Raw genomic sequence first — 18,415 nt, 5'->3', positions numbered from 1 at the left:
GAGGCAGCTGCAAGGAGCTGTGACGGATATGAGCACAACGGAGGCTGACGGCGAGTAGTTGGAGAGTAATTGTGACGAATTCGAGCATAACAGCGGCAGAAGAAGTGTCGTGTGGACATACGAAAAAGCCGAGTATTACTAGTTTGGGCGATATATCCGTTTGTGCTATAGTGGGAGTAGAATGGGGAGGGGGAAGCTCGGATGATGGTCGTCGTGACGGGAGGACTAGGCAACGGCAAATCGGCTTACGCCGACGAGTGGGCCATGTCGCTCGGACGCGAGGCGATCCGTCTTAGCTGTCCCGCTTTGCCCTATGAATCTATCGAAGCGGGAAGGCCGCTGCCAGCGGCGAGGCCGGGCTTCGTATGGAAGCAATTTGCCGCGGATTCCCGGCTCACGGACAAGCTGAACGAGATCAACCTGGAGTCCAACTTGTTTCGATCGGAATCGCGGGTTGTCGTCGTGGACAGCCTGTCGGGCTGGCTCCGCGCGAGAATATACGAGGCGCTGAACGCAGGCGCCGTCTTCGGGGAACATGCCGCACGAGTTGAGAAAGAATGGCGAAAATTGCTGGAAGCGGTATTTTCGTTCCAAGGCTTTTGCATCGTCGTGACGGAAGATACGGTAACGGGATTGGCGCTCGATCCGTGGGAAGGCTGGTACGCCGGACAGCTTGCGAGAGCGAACCGCGCGCTGTCCGAGGCGAGCCACCGAATGTTCCGCATGACTGCGGGGGTAGCGTCCGAAATCAAAGGTCACCGCGCAAAAAGAGAACGGAGGCACGAACGAAGTTGAAATTATATACGAGAACCGGGGACGAAGGGAAAACATCCGTTATCGGGGGAGGCCGCGTAAGGAAGGACGACGCCCGCGTCGAAGCATACGGGACGGTGGACGAGTTGAATTCGTATGTCGGTCAAGCCGTAGCTGTCCTGCTGAAGGCTCCCGAGGAAAAGCTGCAGCAATTGGCCGAGCGGCTTATTCTCGTGCAGCATGAGCTGTTCGATTGCGGCTCCGATTTATGTTATGCAGCGCCTTCGCCCGACAAAATGAAAGTATCTGCGGAAATGACGGAGAGGCTGGAAGTCTGGATCGACGAAAGCGAGGCGCAGACTCCGCCGATCGAGAGGTTCATCCTTCCCGGAGGAAGCGAGTCCGCGGCGCTTCTGCATGTATGCAGGACGGTATGCCGCCGGGCGGAGCGCCGCGTCGTTACGCTTGGCGTCGACCAGCCGTATCCGGATGAAGTCCGCCGTTTTTTGAATCGTCTATCGGACTTTTTCTTCGCGGCGGCGCGACTGGCGAATGCGGCATTATCCGTTCCGGATATCGAATACGAGCGCGGAGCCGCCGTGTTCAGACGGCGGGAGCCATGAGTGAAAGACTGCGCGAGGATTGGAGCAGGAATGAACGCGATTCGGCATCGTCTGTCGGAACCGAGTCCGAATCCGGCTCCTATTATGCTCCGATCGTACACATAGTGGAAGCGGCGGATGCCGGCCGGACGGTAAGGGATGTCATTAAGAACCGAATGGGCATATCCAGAAGGCTGATGATCAAGCTTCGGACGGCCGAGGAAGGACTGTCCGTCAACGGGCGCCGCGCCTGGACGAAGGATCGCGTAACGACGGGAGACCGGATCGAGCTCAGAATGCTGGAAGAGCAATCCGAGACGATTTTTCCGCAGCCGATGGAGCTCGATATCGTCTTCGAAGACGATCATTTGCTCGTCGTGAACAAGCCGGCGGGGTTGATCGTGCATCCGACGTCGGGGCACTATTTGAACACGCTCGCGAACGGCGTCGTCCATCATTGGAACGAGCGCGGCGAGCGCATCCGGTTTCGGCCCGTGCATCGGCTGGATGAGCACACGTCCGGCTTGGTCGTTATTGCAAAAAACCAATACGCCAATCAACAAATGGCTTCCCAAATGATGCAGGGCGGAATGGAGAAGAGGTACCGCGCTTACGTGTACGGGAAGCCTCCCCTGACGGAGGGCGAAGTGAACGAGCCGATCGGCAGATCCTCGGACGATCCGCACCGCCGAATCGTGCGGGAGGATGGCGCCGCTTCGCTTACCTTCTACCGTTTGGCTAATGAATACGAGTGCGGAGCATCGGCGATGGACATTCGGCTGGGCACCGGCCGAACGCATCAGATACGCGTGCACATGCTGCATATCGGCTGTCCGCTTATCGGGGACGGCTATTACGTAGACGAACGGCTTAGTTATTCGCCTTTATCCGTGAAGCTGGCGGACGTTATCGAAAGACAAGCGCTTCACGCGGTCGAGCTGGCGTTCGATCATCCCGTCTCGGGGGAGCGGATGCGTCTGACGGCTTCGCTGCCGGAGGACTTATTGCGGCTAGAGCAGGAGCTCGCCGCCAACACGAGAGGAGAACCATCGTAGAATGTCGACCTCATTAACCGTTTACCATCTTCCGCAATGCGACACTTGCCGCAAGGCGATCAAGCAGCTCAAGGAGCAAGGAAACGAGCTGGATACGCGTCATATTGTGGAACAGACACCGACGGCGGAACAGCTTCGGGAGCTGATCGCCGCGAGCGGGCTGCCGTTGCAAAAGTTTTTTAACGTTTCGGGCGACGCCTATCGAGCGATGAATTTGAAGGACAAGCTGAAGGATATGTCGGACGAGCAAAAAATCGAGCTGCTCGCGAGCAACGGGATGCTGATCAAGCGTCCGATTGTGACGGACGGAACGCGTACGACCGTCGGGTACAAAGAGGACTCGTTCCGGACCGAGTGGCGCCATGGCTGAGCCGGTGCGGGATACGGAGCAGGAGCAGCGGCAGCAGCGCAAGACCGGAGCGGGCCGTAAATCGGCCTTGGGGATCGGGGCCGCACTGTTGGTGGCGCTGTCCAAGCTCAAAACGGGCGCATTTCTGCTGCTGAAGCTGGGAAAACCGATCTGGATGATGGCGATCAGCGTCGGCGCCTATGCGATTCTTTATCCATGGGAGTTCGCTATCGGATTGGTCTTGCTGCTGTTCGTTCATGAACTGGGTCATGTGTGGGCAGCCAAACGCGTAGGGCTCCCGGTATCGGCTCCGATTTTCATTCCGTTTCTGGGAGCCGCAATTATTATGAAGCGGCATCCGAAGGACGCGAAGACGGAAGCGTACATGGCTCTGGGAGGTCCGCTGCTCGGCACGGTTGGCGCATTCGCATGCTATGCCGTCGGCTGGTGGACCGATTACCACCTCTGGTACGCGCTCGCTTATGTCGGTTTTTTGCTCAATTTGATTAATCTGATGCCGATGAGACCGCTGGACGGCGGACGTATCGTAGGAGCCGTATCCCGATGGCTGTGGGCGGTCGGCGTCGCGGGAGGTCCTTTTCTCATCTGGTATACGAAGAGTCCGCTCTTTTTCCTGCTGTGGGCTTGGTTCGTGTGGGAAATGTATAACCGGTTTTTTCGTCAAAAGCGCAAAAAGCCCAAGTTTCTCGCAGATGGACAGTATGTCGCTATCGTCGATCCGCATTTGCCGGAATGGTACTTGAAGAGCGGCGAGCATCGCAGGGAGCTTCCGTTTACTTGCTACTGCAGGATGGACGGCGAGCACGTGGCGGAGTTTCATTGGGAAGCCATGTCTTACAGGGGGGAGCTGCCTCTCTCCGAGCCGTGTCTTATTCATAAGATGTACGTGACGAATATAACCGAGCCGAACGCCGCAGGTTCCGTTCAATTCACGGTGCGCGCGGAAGGAGAGCGATTCCTTCAAGAGACTTTCTATGACGTTCCGATGCCGGTTCGCGTGAAAATCGGAGTCGTATACGGAGGCTTGATCGGCGTGCTCGTCTTTCTTATTTGGAAAATGGGCGAGATGGGCTTGAAAACATTGTAATCGTCCAAGCTCGGTTTGGACCGTTGTCGAAGCTAGAGGCATGGGGGAATCGGAAAATGAATCAGCAACGTTGGCGGTCCGGTCGGCTTGATCGGCTTGGCTCCGCCATCTTTTCGGAAGTGGCGGAATGGAAGGCGGCAGCCCGGGCGGACGGATTGGACGTCATTGCGCTCGACATCGGCAGCCCGGATCAGCCTCCTGCGGAGGAAATTAGGGAGACGCTGGCGGCTGCGTGCATGCAGCCGGAAGCTTACCGTTATCCCGGAACGGAAGGGACGGGGCCGTTCCGCGAGACGGTTGCAAGATGGTTCGAGCGGCGCTTCGGCGTCGGGCTGGATCCGGCGAACGAAATTTTATCGCTGATGGGAACGCAGGACGGCTTGGCCCATCTTGCGCTTGCCGTCACCGATCCGGGAGACGGAGCTCTGCTGCCCGATCCCGGATACCCGGTATACGGAGCCGGTCTTGCCGTGGCGGGCGTAACTCCGATCCCTCTTCCTCTTGACGAGCAAAAGGGGTATTTGCCCGATTTCGACGCGGTTCCGCAATCGGTTTGGGACAAGGTCAAGTTCATGATTTTGAACTATCCGAGCAACCCGCTGTCCGCCGTCGCCGATTTGGCGTTTTTCGAGCGTGCTGTTTATGCGGCGCGTCGCCACGGGGTGCTTCTCGTTCATGACAATGCTTACAGCGAGATGGCATTCGACGGCTATCGGCCTCCAAGCGTGCTCGAAATTCCGGGGTCGTTCGAGGTGGCGATCGAATTTCATTCGTTATCCAAAACCTTTAATCTGGCCGGGACCCGATTGGGCTACGCCGTCGGAAACCGGCAAGTGATTGCCAACCTTAGGGCTTTGAAAAACAATATCGATTTCGGCGTATTTCTCGGTACGCAGACGGCTGGAATTGCGGCGATGGAGCGGGATATGGAAGGGACGCTCGCTCCGGTATCCGCGTTGTACGAAAGGCGCCGCGACGTCTTCGTCGGAAGGCTTAGGAACGAAGGCTGGGATGTGCCTCTTCCGGCGGCGACGATGTTCGTATGGGCGCGAATCCCCGAAGGCTGGTCGTCGCGGGAGTTTTCCCGGTCGCTGCTAAAGAAAACGGGAGTTGCGTCCATTCCCGGCAACGCCTTCGGCGACAGAGGCGAAGGTTACGTGCGGCTGGCGCTAGTGGAAAAGGAAGAACGCCTATGCGAGGCGGCCGATCGAATCGGCGCTTTTTTGCGTAGCTCCGAGCCGAACAACAGCTAGCTAACGTCCTGCTGGCGACATAGGGGGAAACTATTTTATGATCAGAGAATCGAACGATAACGGGGATGCAGTGCTGCTTGTGGATGGAATGGCGCTTTTGTTCCGGGCCTATTTCGCTTCGGCTTACGGAGGAGGGCCTGTGAAGAGAACGCGGGACGGCGTTCCGGTTAACGCCATTCATGGATTTTTGCGCTACTTGGCGGACGCCGTCAAGAAAATCAGGCCCACCCATCTCGTATGCTGCTGGGATTTGGGCGGGCAGACGTTCCGCGCCCAGCGTTACGACAGCTATAAGGGCAATCGGCCGGAGGCTCCGGAGGATCTCATTCCGCAGTTCGGCTTGATCAAAGACGTCGTGGAAAGCTTCGGCATTCTGAACGTTAGCGCCGAAGGCTACGAGGCGGATGATTGCATCGGCACGCTGGCTCGCCGGTTCGCGGCGGACGCCCACGTCTACGTGCTGACCGGGGACCACGATTTACTGCAAATCGTCGACGAGCGAATTTCAGTCGTCATCATGAAGAAGGGCCACGGCAATTATCAAGTGTATACGCCGGACTTCCTCATGGAAGAGCGTCAGATGACGCCTGCCCAAATCATCGATATGAAAGGGCTCATGGGAGATACGAGCGATAATTACCCGGGCGTGAGAGGCGTGGGCGAGAAGACGGCTCTGAAGCTCATACTGGAATATCGATCGATAGACGGTATTTTGAGTAACCTGGAAAGTCTTCCGAAGACGCTGCGAGGCAAAATCGAAGCGGATTTGGACATGCTCCGGCTATCGCGGGAGCTGGCGACCATTCATTGCGAGGCTCCTGTCACGGTTGAATTTGCAGAGTGTCTCTGGTGCGTCGACCTGGATCGCGTCAAGACGATGTGCGAGACGGTAGAGTTCAAGGATTCGATCCGCTGGATCGGGTAAGACAAGCCGTACCCAATAAGAACGCCCCTTCTTCTGCGGCTGCGCAGTCGGAGGGGCGTTTGCTGTAATTTTCGAATCGAACGGTTATCCGCCTTCCTGGTCATGCAAGTCGTGATCGGCCGGATACCCTCGTTCCAGATTGGCGTGAAGCTCGCGGTTCTCATAGCCGAACGGGGCCGGGCCTCGCTGGTCTTCCCGCCATTCGGCTTTGCCGACCGATTCCGACAGAAGGTCGGAGCCGTAAGGCCCTTCCGGGAATTCCTCGGCCGTTAGATCGTTGCGCGAGGACTCTACCGTAGCGAGGTCGGTCGTCGGCTGTTTTTTTTCGGACCGGAAAGAAAACATCGGGCAATCCTCCCCAGAGGTGATTTCCCGATAGGTTCTCCATAGGCTCGCCGAATTAGTCGGTGAAGGTGACCGCTCCGAGAACGAGATACAGAAATTGCGCCAATTCAGAGGCCGCTTCCTCGTCGATCTTGTAGATGGATTCGAGCACGCCCTCTTCTTCGAGGTCGTCCGGTCCTAGCACGCCGCTGCGTCCGGACTGCATGTCGACGACAAGCTTCTTGCCGTAGAAACGGTTAGTCGTCAAAATAGCGAGATCGAAACGGTGCATGCCGGGAGTTATGAAGGTGACGTAGCGGGTGGACGTCTGCTCGGTGCTGTCGGATAGAAAATCGAAATCTTTAAGAATCATGGCTGGCATTGCCTCCTGTTAGGCCGTTCAGGCTTAGTCCTTAATACGGCGCCTGTCGGGGAAAGAAATTCGGCGTTACGGTTTTGTCGTTGAAGCTTTCGTGAAAAATAGCGGTCGTCGCGGGAGACATAGGCGGAATAAGCCAAGACCATCTGCCGGTTACGTCTCTGCCGCTCTTCTCTTCGTTGCGCTGGAACATGGCGAATTGTTGGGCGGCAGTATGGTGGTCGACGATGCTCGCTTTCCTTGCTTTGAAGGAATTCAGAACGGCTACGTTAAGCTCAAGGAGAGCGCGGTCCTTCCAAAGCGAAGAAGCGGAGGATGTATCCAGTCCCAAGCTGCGGGCGACGATGGGAAGCATGTTGTAGCGCGCTTCGTCCGCCAAATTCCGGGCGCCGATCTCCGTGCCCATGTACCAGCCGTTGAATGGCGCAGCGGGATAACGGATTCCGCCGATCTCAAGCTCCATGTCGGAGATGATGGGCACCGCGTACCATTTGACGGGTTGATTTTGAAATAAATCGTATTCCGGATGGGCGATAGGCACTTCCATAACGATTTTCTTCGGAATGGAGAACAGCTTCGGCTCTTCCCCTTGCCGCTGAATGACCAAGGGCAGCAGATCGAAGGGAGTTCCGGCGCTTTTCCAGCCCATATCCATACATGATCGGGTTAACCGTACGGAAGCGGGATCTCCCACGATGCCGTCTTGCGTCTCGTAACCGGCATATCGGAGCAACTGATGGTTCCAAATCCGAAACGGAGCGGAGCCATCGCGGTTACAAGGGGGAGCACCGTAATGACAGGGCGGATTTCTCCGCCGTTCGTAGCGAATTCGATATGATGCAGCAACGCGCGCCATACGTCGTCGGTCTTTTGGCAATCGCGCGCGTCGATGACGTGCAGCCGATTCCAGAACAGCCGCCCGATGCAGCGGTTGGAATTGCGCCAAGCCATCCGGGCTCCGAGAACAAGCTCCTCGTTCGTATGCGTATAGGTTCCTCTGCTTCCGACGTCGTTAAGCATGGCTTTTACTCGAATTTCGGCTTCTTCTTCGGATTTGCCAAGCTCTTGATGGCAGGTTCGCAGGAAGCTTTCCGCTTCGCGAATCAGTTCGGCATCGACGGTTGGATGCAACAAGTTGTGGGCCGATTTCTTCATCGGTGGCGCAGCCTCCTCAGCCGATTCGCCCGGCTGGCATAGTTGTTGGATTTACCTTATCACAAGTTGTCGGAGCCGGGCAAAGTCTTTCCTGTGACAGTTCCAAGGAAAGCGGCGGCAAGTCGTCGTCGCCCCTCTTGAATCCGTCGGAAAATTTTGCTAATCTAAAGTTGTTCAAGGTTGCACGGAAGAGGAAGCACCTCATTCGCCGGATCGGCGGGAGGTGCTTTTTTGCGTCTATTCCTCCGAATCCGGTTCAGGGTGCCGCCGAACGAATACGATGGGTCCGTCGCATGCGGACGAAGGAGGAAGCGCAATGAATATCGTGTTTTTGAATCGGCTGGAACGGGTGGAAGGGAAGACCGAGGAGCGCGGCCAAGTGTACATCGGGGAAGACCAGGGCAACTGGACGGCCGGGTGGCAGCCCTTCGATCAACAACCGGACGCCACGGAAGAGACTTGGTACGAAGGAGTAAGCTGGGAGGAGCTTCTAGCTTCATTCCGTCACGGCGTAGCCGGCAAGATGGTGGCGGGTTATCGCCCGCTTCTCGACGGGATGCTGGAGGAGAAGCCGTTCTGGGAAAAGCCGACGCTGCCCCAGCTTCTGCAATGCTACGCCGACGCGCAGCCGGAAAGCGCGCTTGCGGTCAAGCTCAAGCATTGGAGGAAGACGAAGTCTCAAGAGGAGGGTCGTTCCGCTTATTTGGTAGCTACGAACAAGGAAATTCAGCTTCTTGCGGTCTTCATTCCGCAGACGTTGGACGAGCTGGGCCAAATTCCGGGCTTCGGTAAGATCAAGATAGAGAAATATGGAAAGCAACTGATCGGCATGCTGCTTGACGAGTCCCGCCCTCATTCGTTCCCGCTCCAGTGGGTGGAGAGGGCTGTCGAGCCCGAGACGTTCCGCGTTTGGCTGTTTCGTCTGCGCGAAGACAAGTATGGCAGAGCGCTGGTTACCGTCCGGGAGAAAAAGGCGCTGTTATCCGCCATTCGCGACGGACAGACGTTAGCGGAGCTTGAGAAGCTTCTGGAATGCTCGCGCCGCAAGCTTGTCGAGAGACTCGAGAAGCTTGACGAGGAAGGGTACGACGTCACGCCGATTATCGACAAAGAGCTTGGAGAGGTGCCGTACGACGAGTGGACTCAGGTGCAGGGAGCGATTTCGAAGCTTGGGGACCGATACTTGAAGCCGATCTTGCGGGAGGTTTACGGCGAGCCGGCCGCCGGAGATCAGGAGGTGGAGCGGCGCTACGAGAAGCTGCGGATGATGAGAATACGGCTCCGCAGAGAAGGGCAGAAGGCCGTATAACGCGAGCTCGACCTCACACATTCGGCGGTTGGTGAGCTAGGGCGCGTAAAAGTAGGACTAGCTCCCACACATTCGGCGATTGGCTGGCTCAGCCGTGAATCAGTGGGATGAGCTCCCACACATTCTGCGGTTGGTGGGATGAGACGCGAGTCAGTGGGACGAGCTCTGCCGATGCAGTTGAAGCGTGATGCTCAAAAACAGACAAAACCGTCAGGATACAGCTCCCTGACGGTTTTATTTTATAGCCAATCTTTTTTTCGGAACAAGTAAAACATACCGACCCCAAGGAGCGCCATAACGACGAGCAGCGCGACCGATCCGTAATGGTCGTGCATTCCCGGGATGTAGTCGAAGTTCATTCCGTAAATGCCGGTAATGAAGGTAAGCGGCATGAAGATCGTCGTCAAGGCGGTAAACACACGCATAATATCGTTGGCTCGGCTCGCCAGGCTGGATTGGTAAGCCTCCCGCAAGTTGCCCATCAAGTCGCGGTACGTCTCGAAGGTCTCGAAAATTTTGACCGCATTCTCGTAAATGTCGCCGAAATACTTTTGCAGTTGATCGTCGATCAGGCGAAGATCTCTCTTGTTCAGGATGCCGATGACCTCGCGCTGAGGACCGAGAACCTTCTTCAGCCATAAAATTTCGCTGCGAAGACCGATGATTTCGTTCAGGTGCGATTTTTTCGTGTGCATCAGTATATCTTCTTCCAGCCGTTCGATCCGCGCCTCGATCCGGTCGCCTACGGTAAAGTAGTTGTCGACGACGATGTCGACCAGATGGTACAGGAACCGGTCCGGCCGGTTGACCTCCTGCTCCCACAGCACGGGCTTTACGCTGCGCAGCTCGTTGATCTTCTGGCGGGTAACGGTAATGAGGTAATGACGGCCGAGGAAAATGTTGAGCGCGCGGAGGAAAATTTCCTCGTCGTCGAAACGAATGCTATTGATAACAAGAAAATATTGGTTTTCGTACACTTCGAGCTTCGGCCGCTGCTCCTCTTCGGTAAGGCAATCCTCGACGGCCAGGTCGTGAAGACCGAATAGCGGCTGCAAGACGACGAGATCTTCATCGTCCGCGTCGATCCAATAGAAGCCTTCGGCCGGGGCGATCAGCGCCTCGCTGACGTCCTCGACAGTCGTAAATACGCCGTTCTGGACGAGACGGATTTTCATGGGACTCACTCCTTTGCATGTCCGATACGTAACGGTTCATGCAGGACGATTCCCATGGAAAAGGGAGCTTAGCCGAATAAGCCGGACCAAGCGTTCGTTTCCATTGCGGAAATCGATCCTGCGATAATCTTGTGATCTTCGTTTTCTGACCTTGGATGATCGCCTTCCATGTCCGGCTCCCTCCCTCTTGAATCCTTGCGTCGCAAGCGTTTTTGAACGGTTAACGTGATTAGTATAAGCCTGCGTTATCCTTTTTTTCAAGGATAATTTCAAGGCGCGCGGAGGGGAGGGCGGGCGCTTGACGGACTGCCGATTTTCGGGTACATTAGGTGTAGTTTTACCAACTCAATCGAATATCGATTTGCCATCTTATCAAGAGCAGGCGGAGGGACTAGCCCGATGAAGCCCGGCAACCGGCGTACAGCAATGTCGCACGGTGCTAATTCTTGCGGAAACGTCACCGTTTCTGACAGATGAGAGGGCGTGTAAACCATGTTCCGACACGACCCTTTTTAATTCGAGGGGTCGTTTTTTATTTTGCCGCGACGAAAGGGGAGCAGACTTATGCCCATCAAAGTACCCGACAATTTGCCCGCCAAGGAAGTGCTCGCTGGGGAAAATATTTTCGTTATGGATGAAAGCGTAGCTTACCATCAAGATATTCGTCCTCTGCGCATTGCGATCTTGAATTTAATGCCGACGAAGGAAACGACGGAGACGCAGCTTCTTCGGCTGATCGGCAACACTCCGCTGCAGCTTGAAGCGGTGCTGCTCCATCCGAAAACCCATACGTCCAAGAACACGTCCGCCGAGCATCTGGAGTCGTTCTACAAGACGTTCGAGGACATTAAGGATCAGCGCTACGACGGCATGATCATAACCGGCGCTCCCGTCGAGCATCTTCCATTTGAAGAAGTGAATTATTGGGACGAGCTGAAGGAAATTATGGATTGGTCGGTTCAAAACGTAACTTCGACGCTGCACATCTGTTGGGGCGCCCAAGCGGGACTGTACCATCACTTCGGCGTTCAGAAGTATCCTTTGCCGGACAAAATGTTCGGAGTTTTCCCTCACGCCGTGACGAAGCCGAACACGAAGCTGTTAAGCGGCTTCGACGAAATGTTCTACGTGCCGCAATCGAGGCATACCGAAGTTCGCCGCGAGGATATCGAGAAAGCGCCGGGAATCGACGTCCTGTCGGAGTCCGAGGAAGCGGGAGTCTATATTGCGGCTTCTCATGACGGCAAGCAAATTTTCGTGACGGGACACTCGGAGTACGATCCGTTGACGCTGAAATGGGAATTCGACCGGGATCAAGCGAAGGGGCTGCGCGTTAACGTTCCGAAAAACTATTTTCCGCAAGACGATCCGGCCAAGCTGCCGGTCTCGACCTGGCGAGCTCACGCCAATCTGCTGTTCTCCAACTGGTTGAACTATTACGTGTACCAAGCAACGCCGTTCGAGCTTGGCGCTGCCGAGAAGCAAACGTCCCCTATAGGAGGCTGACCAAATTTCATGAAAATCGAAAGCCGTCTTGCCCAAATCGGATCCTTGGAGGATCCCGCAACCGGAGGAGTCAGCTTCCCGGTCTATCATTCGACAGCGTTCCGGCACCCTCGTCTCGGACAAAGCACAGGCTTCGACTACGCCCGCTCCAAAAGTCCGACGAGAGCCGTTCTGGAAGCTGCCGCGGCGGAGCTGGAAAAAGGCGACGCAGGCTTTGCATGCAGCACGGGGATGGCCGCCTTGCAAACGATTTTCGCCATGTTCAAGCAAGGCGATCATCTCCTCGTTTCCCTCGATCTCTACGGCGGAACCTACCGATTGCTGGAGCAAATCATGTCCCGCTTCGGCGTGACGGCCTCCTATGTCGATACGAACGATCTTGACGGACTGGAGTCCTTGAGCACCCCGAACACGAAGGCGGTTCTTATCGAGACGCCGACGAACCCGCTCATGATGGTCACCGACATCGGGAAGGTTGCCGCTTGGGCGAAGAGCAGAGGGTATCTCACCATCGTCGACAATACGCTGCTGACTCCTTTTTTCCAAAGGCCGATTGAGCTGGGAGCGGATATCGTCATTCATAGCGCGACGAAATATCTCGGAGGCCACAACGACGTGCTTGCGGGTCTGATCGTCACCAAAGGGGAAGAGGTTTCCGCCGAGATCGCGTTTCTTCATAATTCGATCGGTGCCGTTCTGGGCCCTCAGGATTCGTGGCTGCTTATGCGCGGAATGAAGACATTGGCGCTGCGGATGGAACGTCATCAATTTAACGCGACGCGCGTCGCCGAATGGCTGCAGACGAATCCGGCCGTCGAAACCGTCTATTACCCGGGCTTGGCCGATCATCCCGGTCACGACGTTCAGAGCAAGCAGTCTTCCGGCAACACCGGCATTTTGTCGTTCAAAATGAAGGACGCCCGCACGATCGAGCCCATTCTTCGACACGTCAAGCTGATCGCGTTCGCGGAAAGCCTGGGAGGCGTCGAGTCGTTGATGACTTATCCGGCCGTTCAGACTCATGCTGATATCCCTCTCGAAATCCGCAACGCCGTCGGGGTGGACGATCGGCTTCTTCGGTTCTCCGTCGGTATCGAGCATATCGACGATATCATCGCGGACTTGGGACAAGCTATCCAATCGGCGGAAAAGGAAGTAAGCAGCCTATGAGCCAAACTTACGATTTCGACCGATATATCGACCGGACGGGCAAAGCCTCCTACAAATGGGATCAATCCGAGAAGCTGTTCGGACGCGCTGACGTGCTTCCGCTATGGGTGGCGGACATGGACTTCGAGCCGCCCAAAGAGGTTGTCGACGCCATTGTGGCGCGCGCCAAGGAAGGCATCTACGGCTATACGATACGTACCGAAGGGTATTATGAAGCCGTGGCCGGCTGGCTGTCCCGCCGCCACGGCTGGACGATCCGGCACGAGTGGGTGACGTCGGGTCCCGGCATCGTACCGGCGCTCAGCATAGCCGTACAGGCGTTCACGGAGCCGGGCGACAAGATCATTCTCCAATCGCCGGTCTACTACCCGTTCTACGACGTCATCCGGATGAACGACCGGATCGTCGTCGACAATGCCTTGATTTTAACCGACGGACAATATCGCATCGATTTCGAGCTTCTCGAACGTCAAGCGGCGGACGGCGCGAAAATGCTGCTGCTTTGCTCTCCCCACAACCGGGCGGCCGGGTGTGGAAGGAAGAGGAGCTTCGCAAAATCGGCGAAATCTGTCAAAAGCACGGTGTGCTTGTTATCGCGGACGAAATTCACCACGATCTCGTATTCAGCGGGCACAAGCATGTTCCGTACGCGACGCTCGGACCGTCGTTCGAGCAAGCTTCCATCACGTGCATCGCGCCGAGCAAGACGTTCAATCTGGCGGGATTGCAGGCGGCGTCCGTTATTATTCCGAACGCCGAGCTTAGAAGGAAGTACAATTACTTGCTGAAGACGCTGTCGCTTCACATGGAAAGCTATTTTGGCTTGACGGCCGTCGAAACGAGCTACAAGCATGGGGAAGAGTGGCTGGAGCAGCTGCTCGTCTATCTCGAAGGCAACCGGGACGCCCTGCTGGAATATGTGGAGAAGCATATTCCTTCGGTGAAGGCCATCAAGCCGGAAGGCACCTATATGGTATGGCTCGATTGCCGGGCCATCTCGGAAGATCCTCAGACGCTGAAGAAGCTCATGTTCGAAAAGGCCGGCGTCGCCTTCAGCGAAGGATCGGTGTTCGGCACGCAAGGAGCCGGATTTCTGCGCGTGAATCTGGCTTGCCGCCGGGAGCTGCTGCTTGAAGCTCTGAGGCTGTTTTCGGAAGCTGCGGCGCAAGAAGCCGCCGCAAAAGCATAAACGGAGAAAGCCCGGATCCTAATAGTGATTCGGGCTTTTTATTGTAGACTCGCGCTAACGGATCGAGCTCGACTTTCTATGACAAGTTCCGCTATTACGCACTGGTAATTCATGCTACAATGAGATCAACTTAAGTGAGACAAGGATGGAATCCCTTGAGCGTCCAGACGTTGATCGAAAAGCTTCAACTCGGCTTCAAGCTTCTAATGCCCGATCGGGCATTGAAGTTTTTTCCACCCGACTTTACGTTTCGACGTCCTGAAATCGCGCTTTTGAAGAAGCGTGCGAGCCGCGATGGGGACGGTTACTTGGCGTTGTTCCGACTTGACTTTTCGATGCTTCACCAGGAAGTTCCGAACGAGATTTGGGACGAGCTTCAGAATGGCTGCCGCCGTCAGATGAAGATTAGCGCCGGGGATCGGCTGCCGGAAGATTCGCTGATCGCGCTGCGTCAATATTCGAGAACCGATTATGCTCTTCTTGCTTGGTCGCAAGACAAGAAGGAGCATGGCGCGATCGTTCCTTTCGAGCTGCGCTGCTCTGCGGACATTATCCGCTCCGATGTCGAAATCGCTCTAGCCAGCCTTTTTCCGGCTTGGCGTCATTGCTTGAAGGTTACCGTTCATTGCGTTCCGGTCGAATCTCTTGCCGAGCCGCGAGGAACGGAACAAGCGTTGGAGAACGCCTACCAGCTGGCTCTTGCGCTCGCGACGCGCCAATGGACGACGCAGACGGAAGCTATGCGCAAGCAATTGGAGCGGTTTTTGGATGAAGGAGCCGTGTCCGTCTTATCGCAGCCGATTATGAATTTATCGACCGGCGACATATATGGGTGGGAGATATTAGCGAGAGGTCCGGAAGGCAGCTACTTCCATATGCCCGACGAGCTGTTTCGATTTGCCACTCAGACCCGGCTGCTCAGCCGATTGGAATTCATGATCGTGAAGCGGGCTTTGGAAGAGATCGCTTCACGCCGAATTCGCGAGCCCGTGTTTTTGAACGTTACGGCCGTTACTTTGTCTCATCCGCTCTTTTTGCAGCACGTTCTGCAATGCTTGGAGCATCACCCGCTGCTTAGTCCGAAGCAGATTTACTTTGAAATTACGGAGCGCCATGAAGTGGCCGATCTTGAAGCGATGGCGGGTATTCTTCGAGAATTCCGCAAGTACGGCTTCCGCTTCGCAGTAGATGATGCCGGAGCAGGCTATTCGAGCCTGCAATGGATCAGCGAGCTTGTGCCCGAGCTTATCAAGATCGATCGCTCCGTTATTCAACAAGTAGATCGCGTTGCGATCAAGGAAAGCTTGCTTCGCGCCTTATTGACCGCTGCGCGGGAGATGAAATGCGAAGTCGTGGCCGAAGGCGTGGAACGGGAAGAGGAAGCGGATGTCCTGTTCCGTCTCGACGTCGCGATGGGGCAAGGCTTTTACTTCGCAAGACCTAACGTTCTGCTTCACGAGCATGAGCGGGAGATTTTCCGGGAAATGAAGGAAAAAATTCAGCTCCGCCGCGGTCAAGTCGCCTCGTAATCGGCGAACGCAGCGCCATCGATAAAACGTTTTCACCCGATTTGAAGTTTCTGTTAACAATGCGCTGTTCGGATCGCCGCGGGTACCTCCCGCGGTTTTTTTATGTTAAGATGGGGAAATGAGAGCCCGGGACAGGAGTCCCGCAGGCGAGGAGGTGCCGGCATTGAACCAGGTGGATCGGATTTTGGATGGAGCGCTCCGGGGGCAGAGGCTGGAGCTTGCAGATATTGTTGCCTTGTTCGAATCGGATGAGATCGAGAAGATGGGACATGTCGCGAATCAGCTTATGATGCGGCGGCACCCGGATCCGATTGCGACATTCGTCGTTGGCCGGAATATCAATTACACGAACGTCTGCGACGTTTATTGCAGGTTTTGCGCATTCTATCGGGCTCCCGGCTCCAAGGAGGGCTACGTTCTTCCGAATGAAGTCATTTTCCAGAAAATCCAGGAAACAATAGACGTTGGCGGAACCGAAATTTTGATGCAAGGCGGTACGAACCCGGATTTGCCGTTCAGCTATTATCTCGATTTGCTGCGGGAAATCAAAGTGCGGTTCCCGGAAATTACGATGCACTCCTTCTCTCCGGCGGAAATCCGGAAGATGCAGGTCGTGGCGGGCAACATTCCGATGGAGGATGTCGTCAGACAGTTGCACGAGGCAGGGCTCGACTCTTTGCCGGGCGGCGGCGGGGAAATACTCGACGACCGCACGCGCCGCAAAATCAGCCGTCTGAAAGGCTCCTGGCGCGATTGGATGGACGTAATGACGACCGCCCACAAGGAAGGGATGAACACGACGGCCACGATGGTCATCGGGTTCGGGAAGAGATGGAGGAGCGGGCGCTTCATCTTCTGCGCGTGCGCGATGCTCAGGACGAGTGCCTGAACAACGGTTATCCGTCGCCGGGCTTCCTTGCGTTCATTCCGTGGACGTTCCAGCCGGAAAACACGAATATGAAGCGCGAAAAGGCGACTCCGGAAGAGTATCTGAAGACGCTCGCGATCAGCCGGATCACGCTGGATAACATCGACAATTTGCAATCGTCATGGGTAACGATGGGGCCGGAAATCGGCAAGCTGTCGCTCTCGTACGGGTGCAACGACTTCGGCAGCACGATGATCGAGGAGAACGTCGTCTCCGCGGCGGGCACAACGCACAAAGTCAACATCGAGAGCATTCTTCGCCTGATTCGGGAGTGCGGGAAAATTCCGGCGCAGCGCGATACGAAGTACCGGATTTTAAAGATGTACAACGAGAACGATTCGGTCGCCCACGATTTCGTCATGCAGAACTAATAATATCGGAAATAGCTGCGGCTCCGCGATTTTTTGCGGGGCCGCTATTTGCGTTCCCGGAATTGGAAATAAAAGATGCTGCCTAAGGCAGGGGCAAATCGGCAACGGAAGGAGATACTTCGTAAAGGAAAGAACGGACGAGACCGATGACGTTCTCGCCTAACGGAAGCTTGGCGAATAAATTGCAGCCGCGTGGATTAAAAATGCCGGAGAAGCCGCCCCGTCGTATATCCCCATTTGGGTCGCCATATAGTTAATTACATGCTGAAAAGAGTGGGTGGAAACATGAAGCGGGTACCCTATATGTCCGGATTGCGGCAAGATCCGGCTTCATTGGAACGGTTGGCTGCTATGCTGAACCGGACGACCGAGCATACCAAACGTCCGGTCGATGCGGTTCATTGGATCGTCTCCGGGCGGGAAGGGTCCATTCGATGCCAGTTTCCGATCGGGCCGAGTCCTTCCGCCAAAAAGGCGGCATGCGATAAGGTAGCGCGCGTGCTGGCGGACTACACGTTGACGGATCAGGAACCGTCCATTCTAAGAGATATTTTCCAACGTAAATTCGGCATGAAGGACGAACTGGAGACGGACGCAATTATCGCGGAAGCCGTATCGCTGCTGAACGGAGAGCCAGAGCCGGGAGATTCGTGCGGAGGCCGCGGACGGGATAGACGCCTTCGCAAGCTGACCTTGAAATATGCCGGTTACCTGGAGGATAACGAGAGGCTCAATCTGGACGGTTTTTTGCGGTTCCGGCTTGGCGAATACCGCGCCGAAGTGGAGGAAGCGGCAGAGGCGGCTATGGAAGAGCGGATGATGGAACGCCAGTATCAAGAATTCATGACTCTTCTCAAGGCAATGGTCGAATGGCAGGATACGCGAATTTCAGCCGTTCATGTGATGCATTCCGGCGGACATGCCTTTCGGCTGCTTGACGAACAGATGCGGCCATTGGAAAAAGAAACGGAACCGCCGGAGCCCCGAGGAGAGGCGGAGGAAGAAAGCTTGCTCGTCAGCCGGCTGTTGGCGGTGTCGCCCCGCCAGCTCTATATTCATACTCCGGAGCCGGAATCCCAGGTCATTCGAACGTTGATCGGCATATTCGGAGAACGGGCTGCGCTTTGTACGGATTAGACGAAGGGGACGCTCCGGGAAGATGTGTCGAGAAGCGACTTGACGCGACAGACCCGGAGCGCGTATAATTTGCGGTAATAATCCTTCCCCAACAGCGATGAGAAAGACACCGACGTTAGCTTCAGGGCGGCTCAGAGAGAGGAACCACAGGCTGCAAGTTCCTTCCGTATCCGGCTAGCATTGACCCCTTTCGAGCTT

Annotated in this window: 15 protein-coding genes, 3 pseudogenes and 1 riboswitch; of the genes and pseudogenes, 14 read left to right on the top strand and 4 right to left on the bottom strand. The window is 55.8% G+C overall.

Annotated features, from left to right (window positions below; translation table 11 throughout):
- Window positions 1-201 precede the first annotated feature (201 nt).
- From D3H35_RS09090 to D3H35_RS09060, 7 genes are read left to right on the top strand one after another with little or no spacing between them, the layout of a single operon-like run.
- On the top strand, window positions 202-795 hold the full coding sequence (locus D3H35_RS09090) for a bifunctional adenosylcobinamide kinase/adenosylcobinamide-phosphate guanylyltransferase (protein ID WP_119148757.1): 594 nt from the start codon (window positions 202-204) through the stop codon (window positions 793-795).
- Complete coding sequence (locus tag D3H35_RS09085; RefSeq protein WP_119148756.1) at window positions 792-1,376, top strand: cob(I)yrinic acid a,c-diamide adenosyltransferase; 585 nt, start codon at window positions 792-794, stop codon at window positions 1,374-1,376. The genes D3H35_RS09090 and D3H35_RS09085 overlap by 4 nt, the downstream gene beginning before the upstream one ends.
- Complete coding sequence (locus tag D3H35_RS09080; protein WP_119148755.1) at window positions 1,373-2,410, top strand: RluA family pseudouridine synthase; 1,038 nt, start codon at window positions 1,373-1,375, stop codon at window positions 2,408-2,410. The genes D3H35_RS09085 and D3H35_RS09080 overlap by 4 nt, the downstream gene beginning before the upstream one ends.
- A 1-nt stretch (window position 2,411) precedes the next feature.
- On the top strand, window positions 2,412-2,780 hold the full coding sequence (locus D3H35_RS09075) for an arsenate reductase family protein (RefSeq protein ID WP_119148754.1): 369 nt from the start codon (window positions 2,412-2,414) through the stop codon (window positions 2,778-2,780).
- A complete protein-coding gene (locus D3H35_RS09070) occupies window positions 2,773-3,867 on the top strand; it encodes a site-2 protease family protein (protein ID WP_119148753.1) in 1,095 nt (364 codons plus the stop codon). Before D3H35_RS09075 ends, D3H35_RS09070 begins: the two co-directional genes overlap by 8 nt.
- A gap of 56 nt (window positions 3,868-3,923) precedes the next feature.
- On the top strand, window positions 3,924-5,120 hold the full coding sequence (locus D3H35_RS09065) for an aminotransferase class I/II-fold pyridoxal phosphate-dependent enzyme (protein ID WP_119148752.1): 1,197 nt from the start codon (window positions 3,924-3,926) through the stop codon (window positions 5,118-5,120).
- A 37-nt stretch (window positions 5,121-5,157) separates the two neighbouring features.
- Complete coding sequence (locus D3H35_RS09060; RefSeq protein WP_119148751.1) at window positions 5,158-6,045, top strand: 5'-3' exonuclease; 888 nt, start codon at window positions 5,158-5,160, stop codon at window positions 6,043-6,045.
- Window positions 6,046-6,129: 84 nt separating this feature from the next.
- On the opposite strand, the gene D3H35_RS09055 is transcribed toward D3H35_RS09060, so the two are convergent.
- The 3 genes and pseudogenes from D3H35_RS09055 to D3H35_RS09045 all read right to left on the bottom strand — a co-directional run bounded on the left by D3H35_RS09055 (window position 6,130) and on the right by D3H35_RS09045 (window position 7,903).
- Window positions 6,130-6,390, bottom strand: a complete 261-nt coding sequence (locus tag D3H35_RS09055) for a hypothetical protein (protein ID WP_119148750.1) — start codon at window positions 6,388-6,390, stop codon at window positions 6,130-6,132.
- Window positions 6,391-6,445: 55 nt separating this feature from the next.
- Window positions 6,446-6,742, bottom strand: coding sequence for a DUF3055 domain-containing protein (locus D3H35_RS09050; protein WP_119148749.1), 297 nt, complete (start codon window positions 6,740-6,742; stop codon window positions 6,446-6,448).
- Window positions 6,743-6,782: 40 nt separating this feature from the next.
- Window positions 6,783-7,903, bottom strand: a pseudogene (locus D3H35_RS09045) (nitric oxide synthase oxygenase).
- A 316-nt stretch (window positions 7,904-8,219) separates the two neighbouring features.
- Here D3H35_RS09045 and D3H35_RS09040 point away from each other — a divergent pair.
- Complete coding sequence (locus D3H35_RS09040; protein WP_158594016.1) at window positions 8,220-9,212, top strand: HRDC domain-containing protein; 993 nt, start codon at window positions 8,220-8,222, stop codon at window positions 9,210-9,212.
- Between the two features lie 239 nt (window positions 9,213-9,451).
- On the opposite strand, the gene corA is transcribed toward D3H35_RS09040, so the two are convergent.
- Window positions 9,452-10,387, bottom strand: a complete 936-nt coding sequence (gene corA / locus D3H35_RS09035; protein WP_119148747.1) for a magnesium/cobalt transporter CorA — start codon at window positions 10,385-10,387, stop codon at window positions 9,452-9,454.
- A 366-nt stretch (window positions 10,388-10,753) separates the two neighbouring features.
- Window positions 10,754-10,867: riboswitch (SAM riboswitch) on the top strand.
- Between the two features lie 84 nt (window positions 10,868-10,951).
- Here corA and metA point away from each other — a divergent pair.
- The 6 genes and pseudogenes from metA to D3H35_RS09005 all read left to right on the top strand — a co-directional run bounded on the left by metA (window position 10,952) and on the right by D3H35_RS09005 (window position 18,217).
- Window positions 10,952-11,893, top strand: coding sequence for a homoserine O-acetyltransferase MetA (gene metA, locus D3H35_RS09030; RefSeq protein WP_119148746.1), 942 nt, complete (start codon window positions 10,952-10,954; stop codon window positions 11,891-11,893).
- Between the two features lie 9 nt (window positions 11,894-11,902).
- On the top strand, window positions 11,903-13,063 hold the full coding sequence (locus D3H35_RS09025; RefSeq protein ID WP_119148745.1) for a PLP-dependent transferase: 1,161 nt from the start codon (window positions 11,903-11,905) through the stop codon (window positions 13,061-13,063).
- Window positions 13,060-14,252 (top strand): annotated as a pseudogene (locus D3H35_RS09020) (MalY/PatB family protein). Before D3H35_RS09025 ends, D3H35_RS09020 begins: the two are co-directional and overlap by 4 nt.
- Before the next feature lie 155 nt (window positions 14,253-14,407).
- Entirely contained in the window at window positions 14,408-15,781 is a 1,374-nt protein-coding gene (locus tag D3H35_RS09015; protein ID WP_119148744.1) for an EAL domain-containing protein, read from the top strand.
- Between the two features lie 163 nt (window positions 15,782-15,944).
- A pseudogene (gene mqnC, locus D3H35_RS09010) lies at window positions 15,945-17,080 on the top strand (cyclic dehypoxanthinyl futalosine synthase).
- 285 nt (window positions 17,081-17,365) lie between these two features.
- Complete coding sequence (locus D3H35_RS09005) at window positions 17,366-18,217, top strand: putative sporulation protein YtxC (protein WP_158594015.1); 852 nt, start codon at window positions 17,366-17,368, stop codon at window positions 18,215-18,217.
- Window positions 18,218-18,415 lie beyond the last annotated feature (198 nt).

It is taken from the genome of Cohnella faecalis, from assembly GCF_003570905.1.
GTDB classification, from domain to species: domain Bacteria; phylum Bacillota; class Bacilli; order Paenibacillales; family Paenibacillaceae; genus Cohnella; species Cohnella faecalis.
The sequence above is the reverse complement of the archived record's forward strand: the minus strand, read 5'-3'. Positions and strand labels throughout refer to the sequence as shown.

Bases quoted from the DNA above. Each gene is read 5' to 3' on its own strand.
- D3H35_RS09090 (WP_119148757.1), top strand. From the start codon at position 202: ATGATGGTCGTCGTGACGGGAGGACTAGGCAACGGCAAATCGGCTTAC.
- D3H35_RS09080 (WP_119148755.1), top strand. From the start codon at position 1,373: ATGAGTGAAAGACTGCGCGAGGATTGGAGCAGGAATGAACGCGATTCG.
- D3H35_RS09075 (WP_119148754.1), top strand. From the start codon at position 2,412: ATGTCGACCTCATTAACCGTTTACCATCTTCCGCAATGCGACACTTGC.
- D3H35_RS09070 (WP_119148753.1), top strand. From the start codon at position 2,773: ATGGCTGAGCCGGTGCGGGATACGGAGCAGGAGCAGCGGCAGCAGCGC.
- D3H35_RS09065 (WP_119148752.1), top strand. From the start codon at position 3,924: ATGAATCAGCAACGTTGGCGGTCCGGTCGGCTTGATCGGCTTGGCTCC.
- D3H35_RS09060 (WP_119148751.1), top strand. From the start codon at position 5,158: ATGATCAGAGAATCGAACGATAACGGGGATGCAGTGCTGCTTGTGGAT.
- D3H35_RS09055 (WP_119148750.1), bottom strand. From the start codon at position 6,390: ATGTTTTCTTTCCGGTCCGAAAAAAAACAGCCGACGACCGACCTCGCT.
- D3H35_RS09050 (WP_119148749.1), bottom strand. From the start codon at position 6,742: ATGATTCTTAAAGATTTCGATTTTCTATCCGACAGCACCGAGCAGACG.
- D3H35_RS09040 (WP_158594016.1), top strand. From the start codon at position 8,220: ATGAATATCGTGTTTTTGAATCGGCTGGAACGGGTGGAAGGGAAGACC.
- corA (WP_119148747.1), bottom strand. From the start codon at position 10,387: ATGAAAATCCGTCTCGTCCAGAACGGCGTATTTACGACTGTCGAGGAC.
- metA (WP_119148746.1), top strand. From the start codon at position 10,952: ATGCCCATCAAAGTACCCGACAATTTGCCCGCCAAGGAAGTGCTCGCT.
- D3H35_RS09025 (WP_119148745.1), top strand. From the start codon at position 11,903: ATGAAAATCGAAAGCCGTCTTGCCCAAATCGGATCCTTGGAGGATCCC.
- D3H35_RS09005 (WP_158594015.1), top strand. From the start codon at position 17,366: ATGAAGCGGGTACCCTATATGTCCGGATTGCGGCAAGATCCGGCTTCA.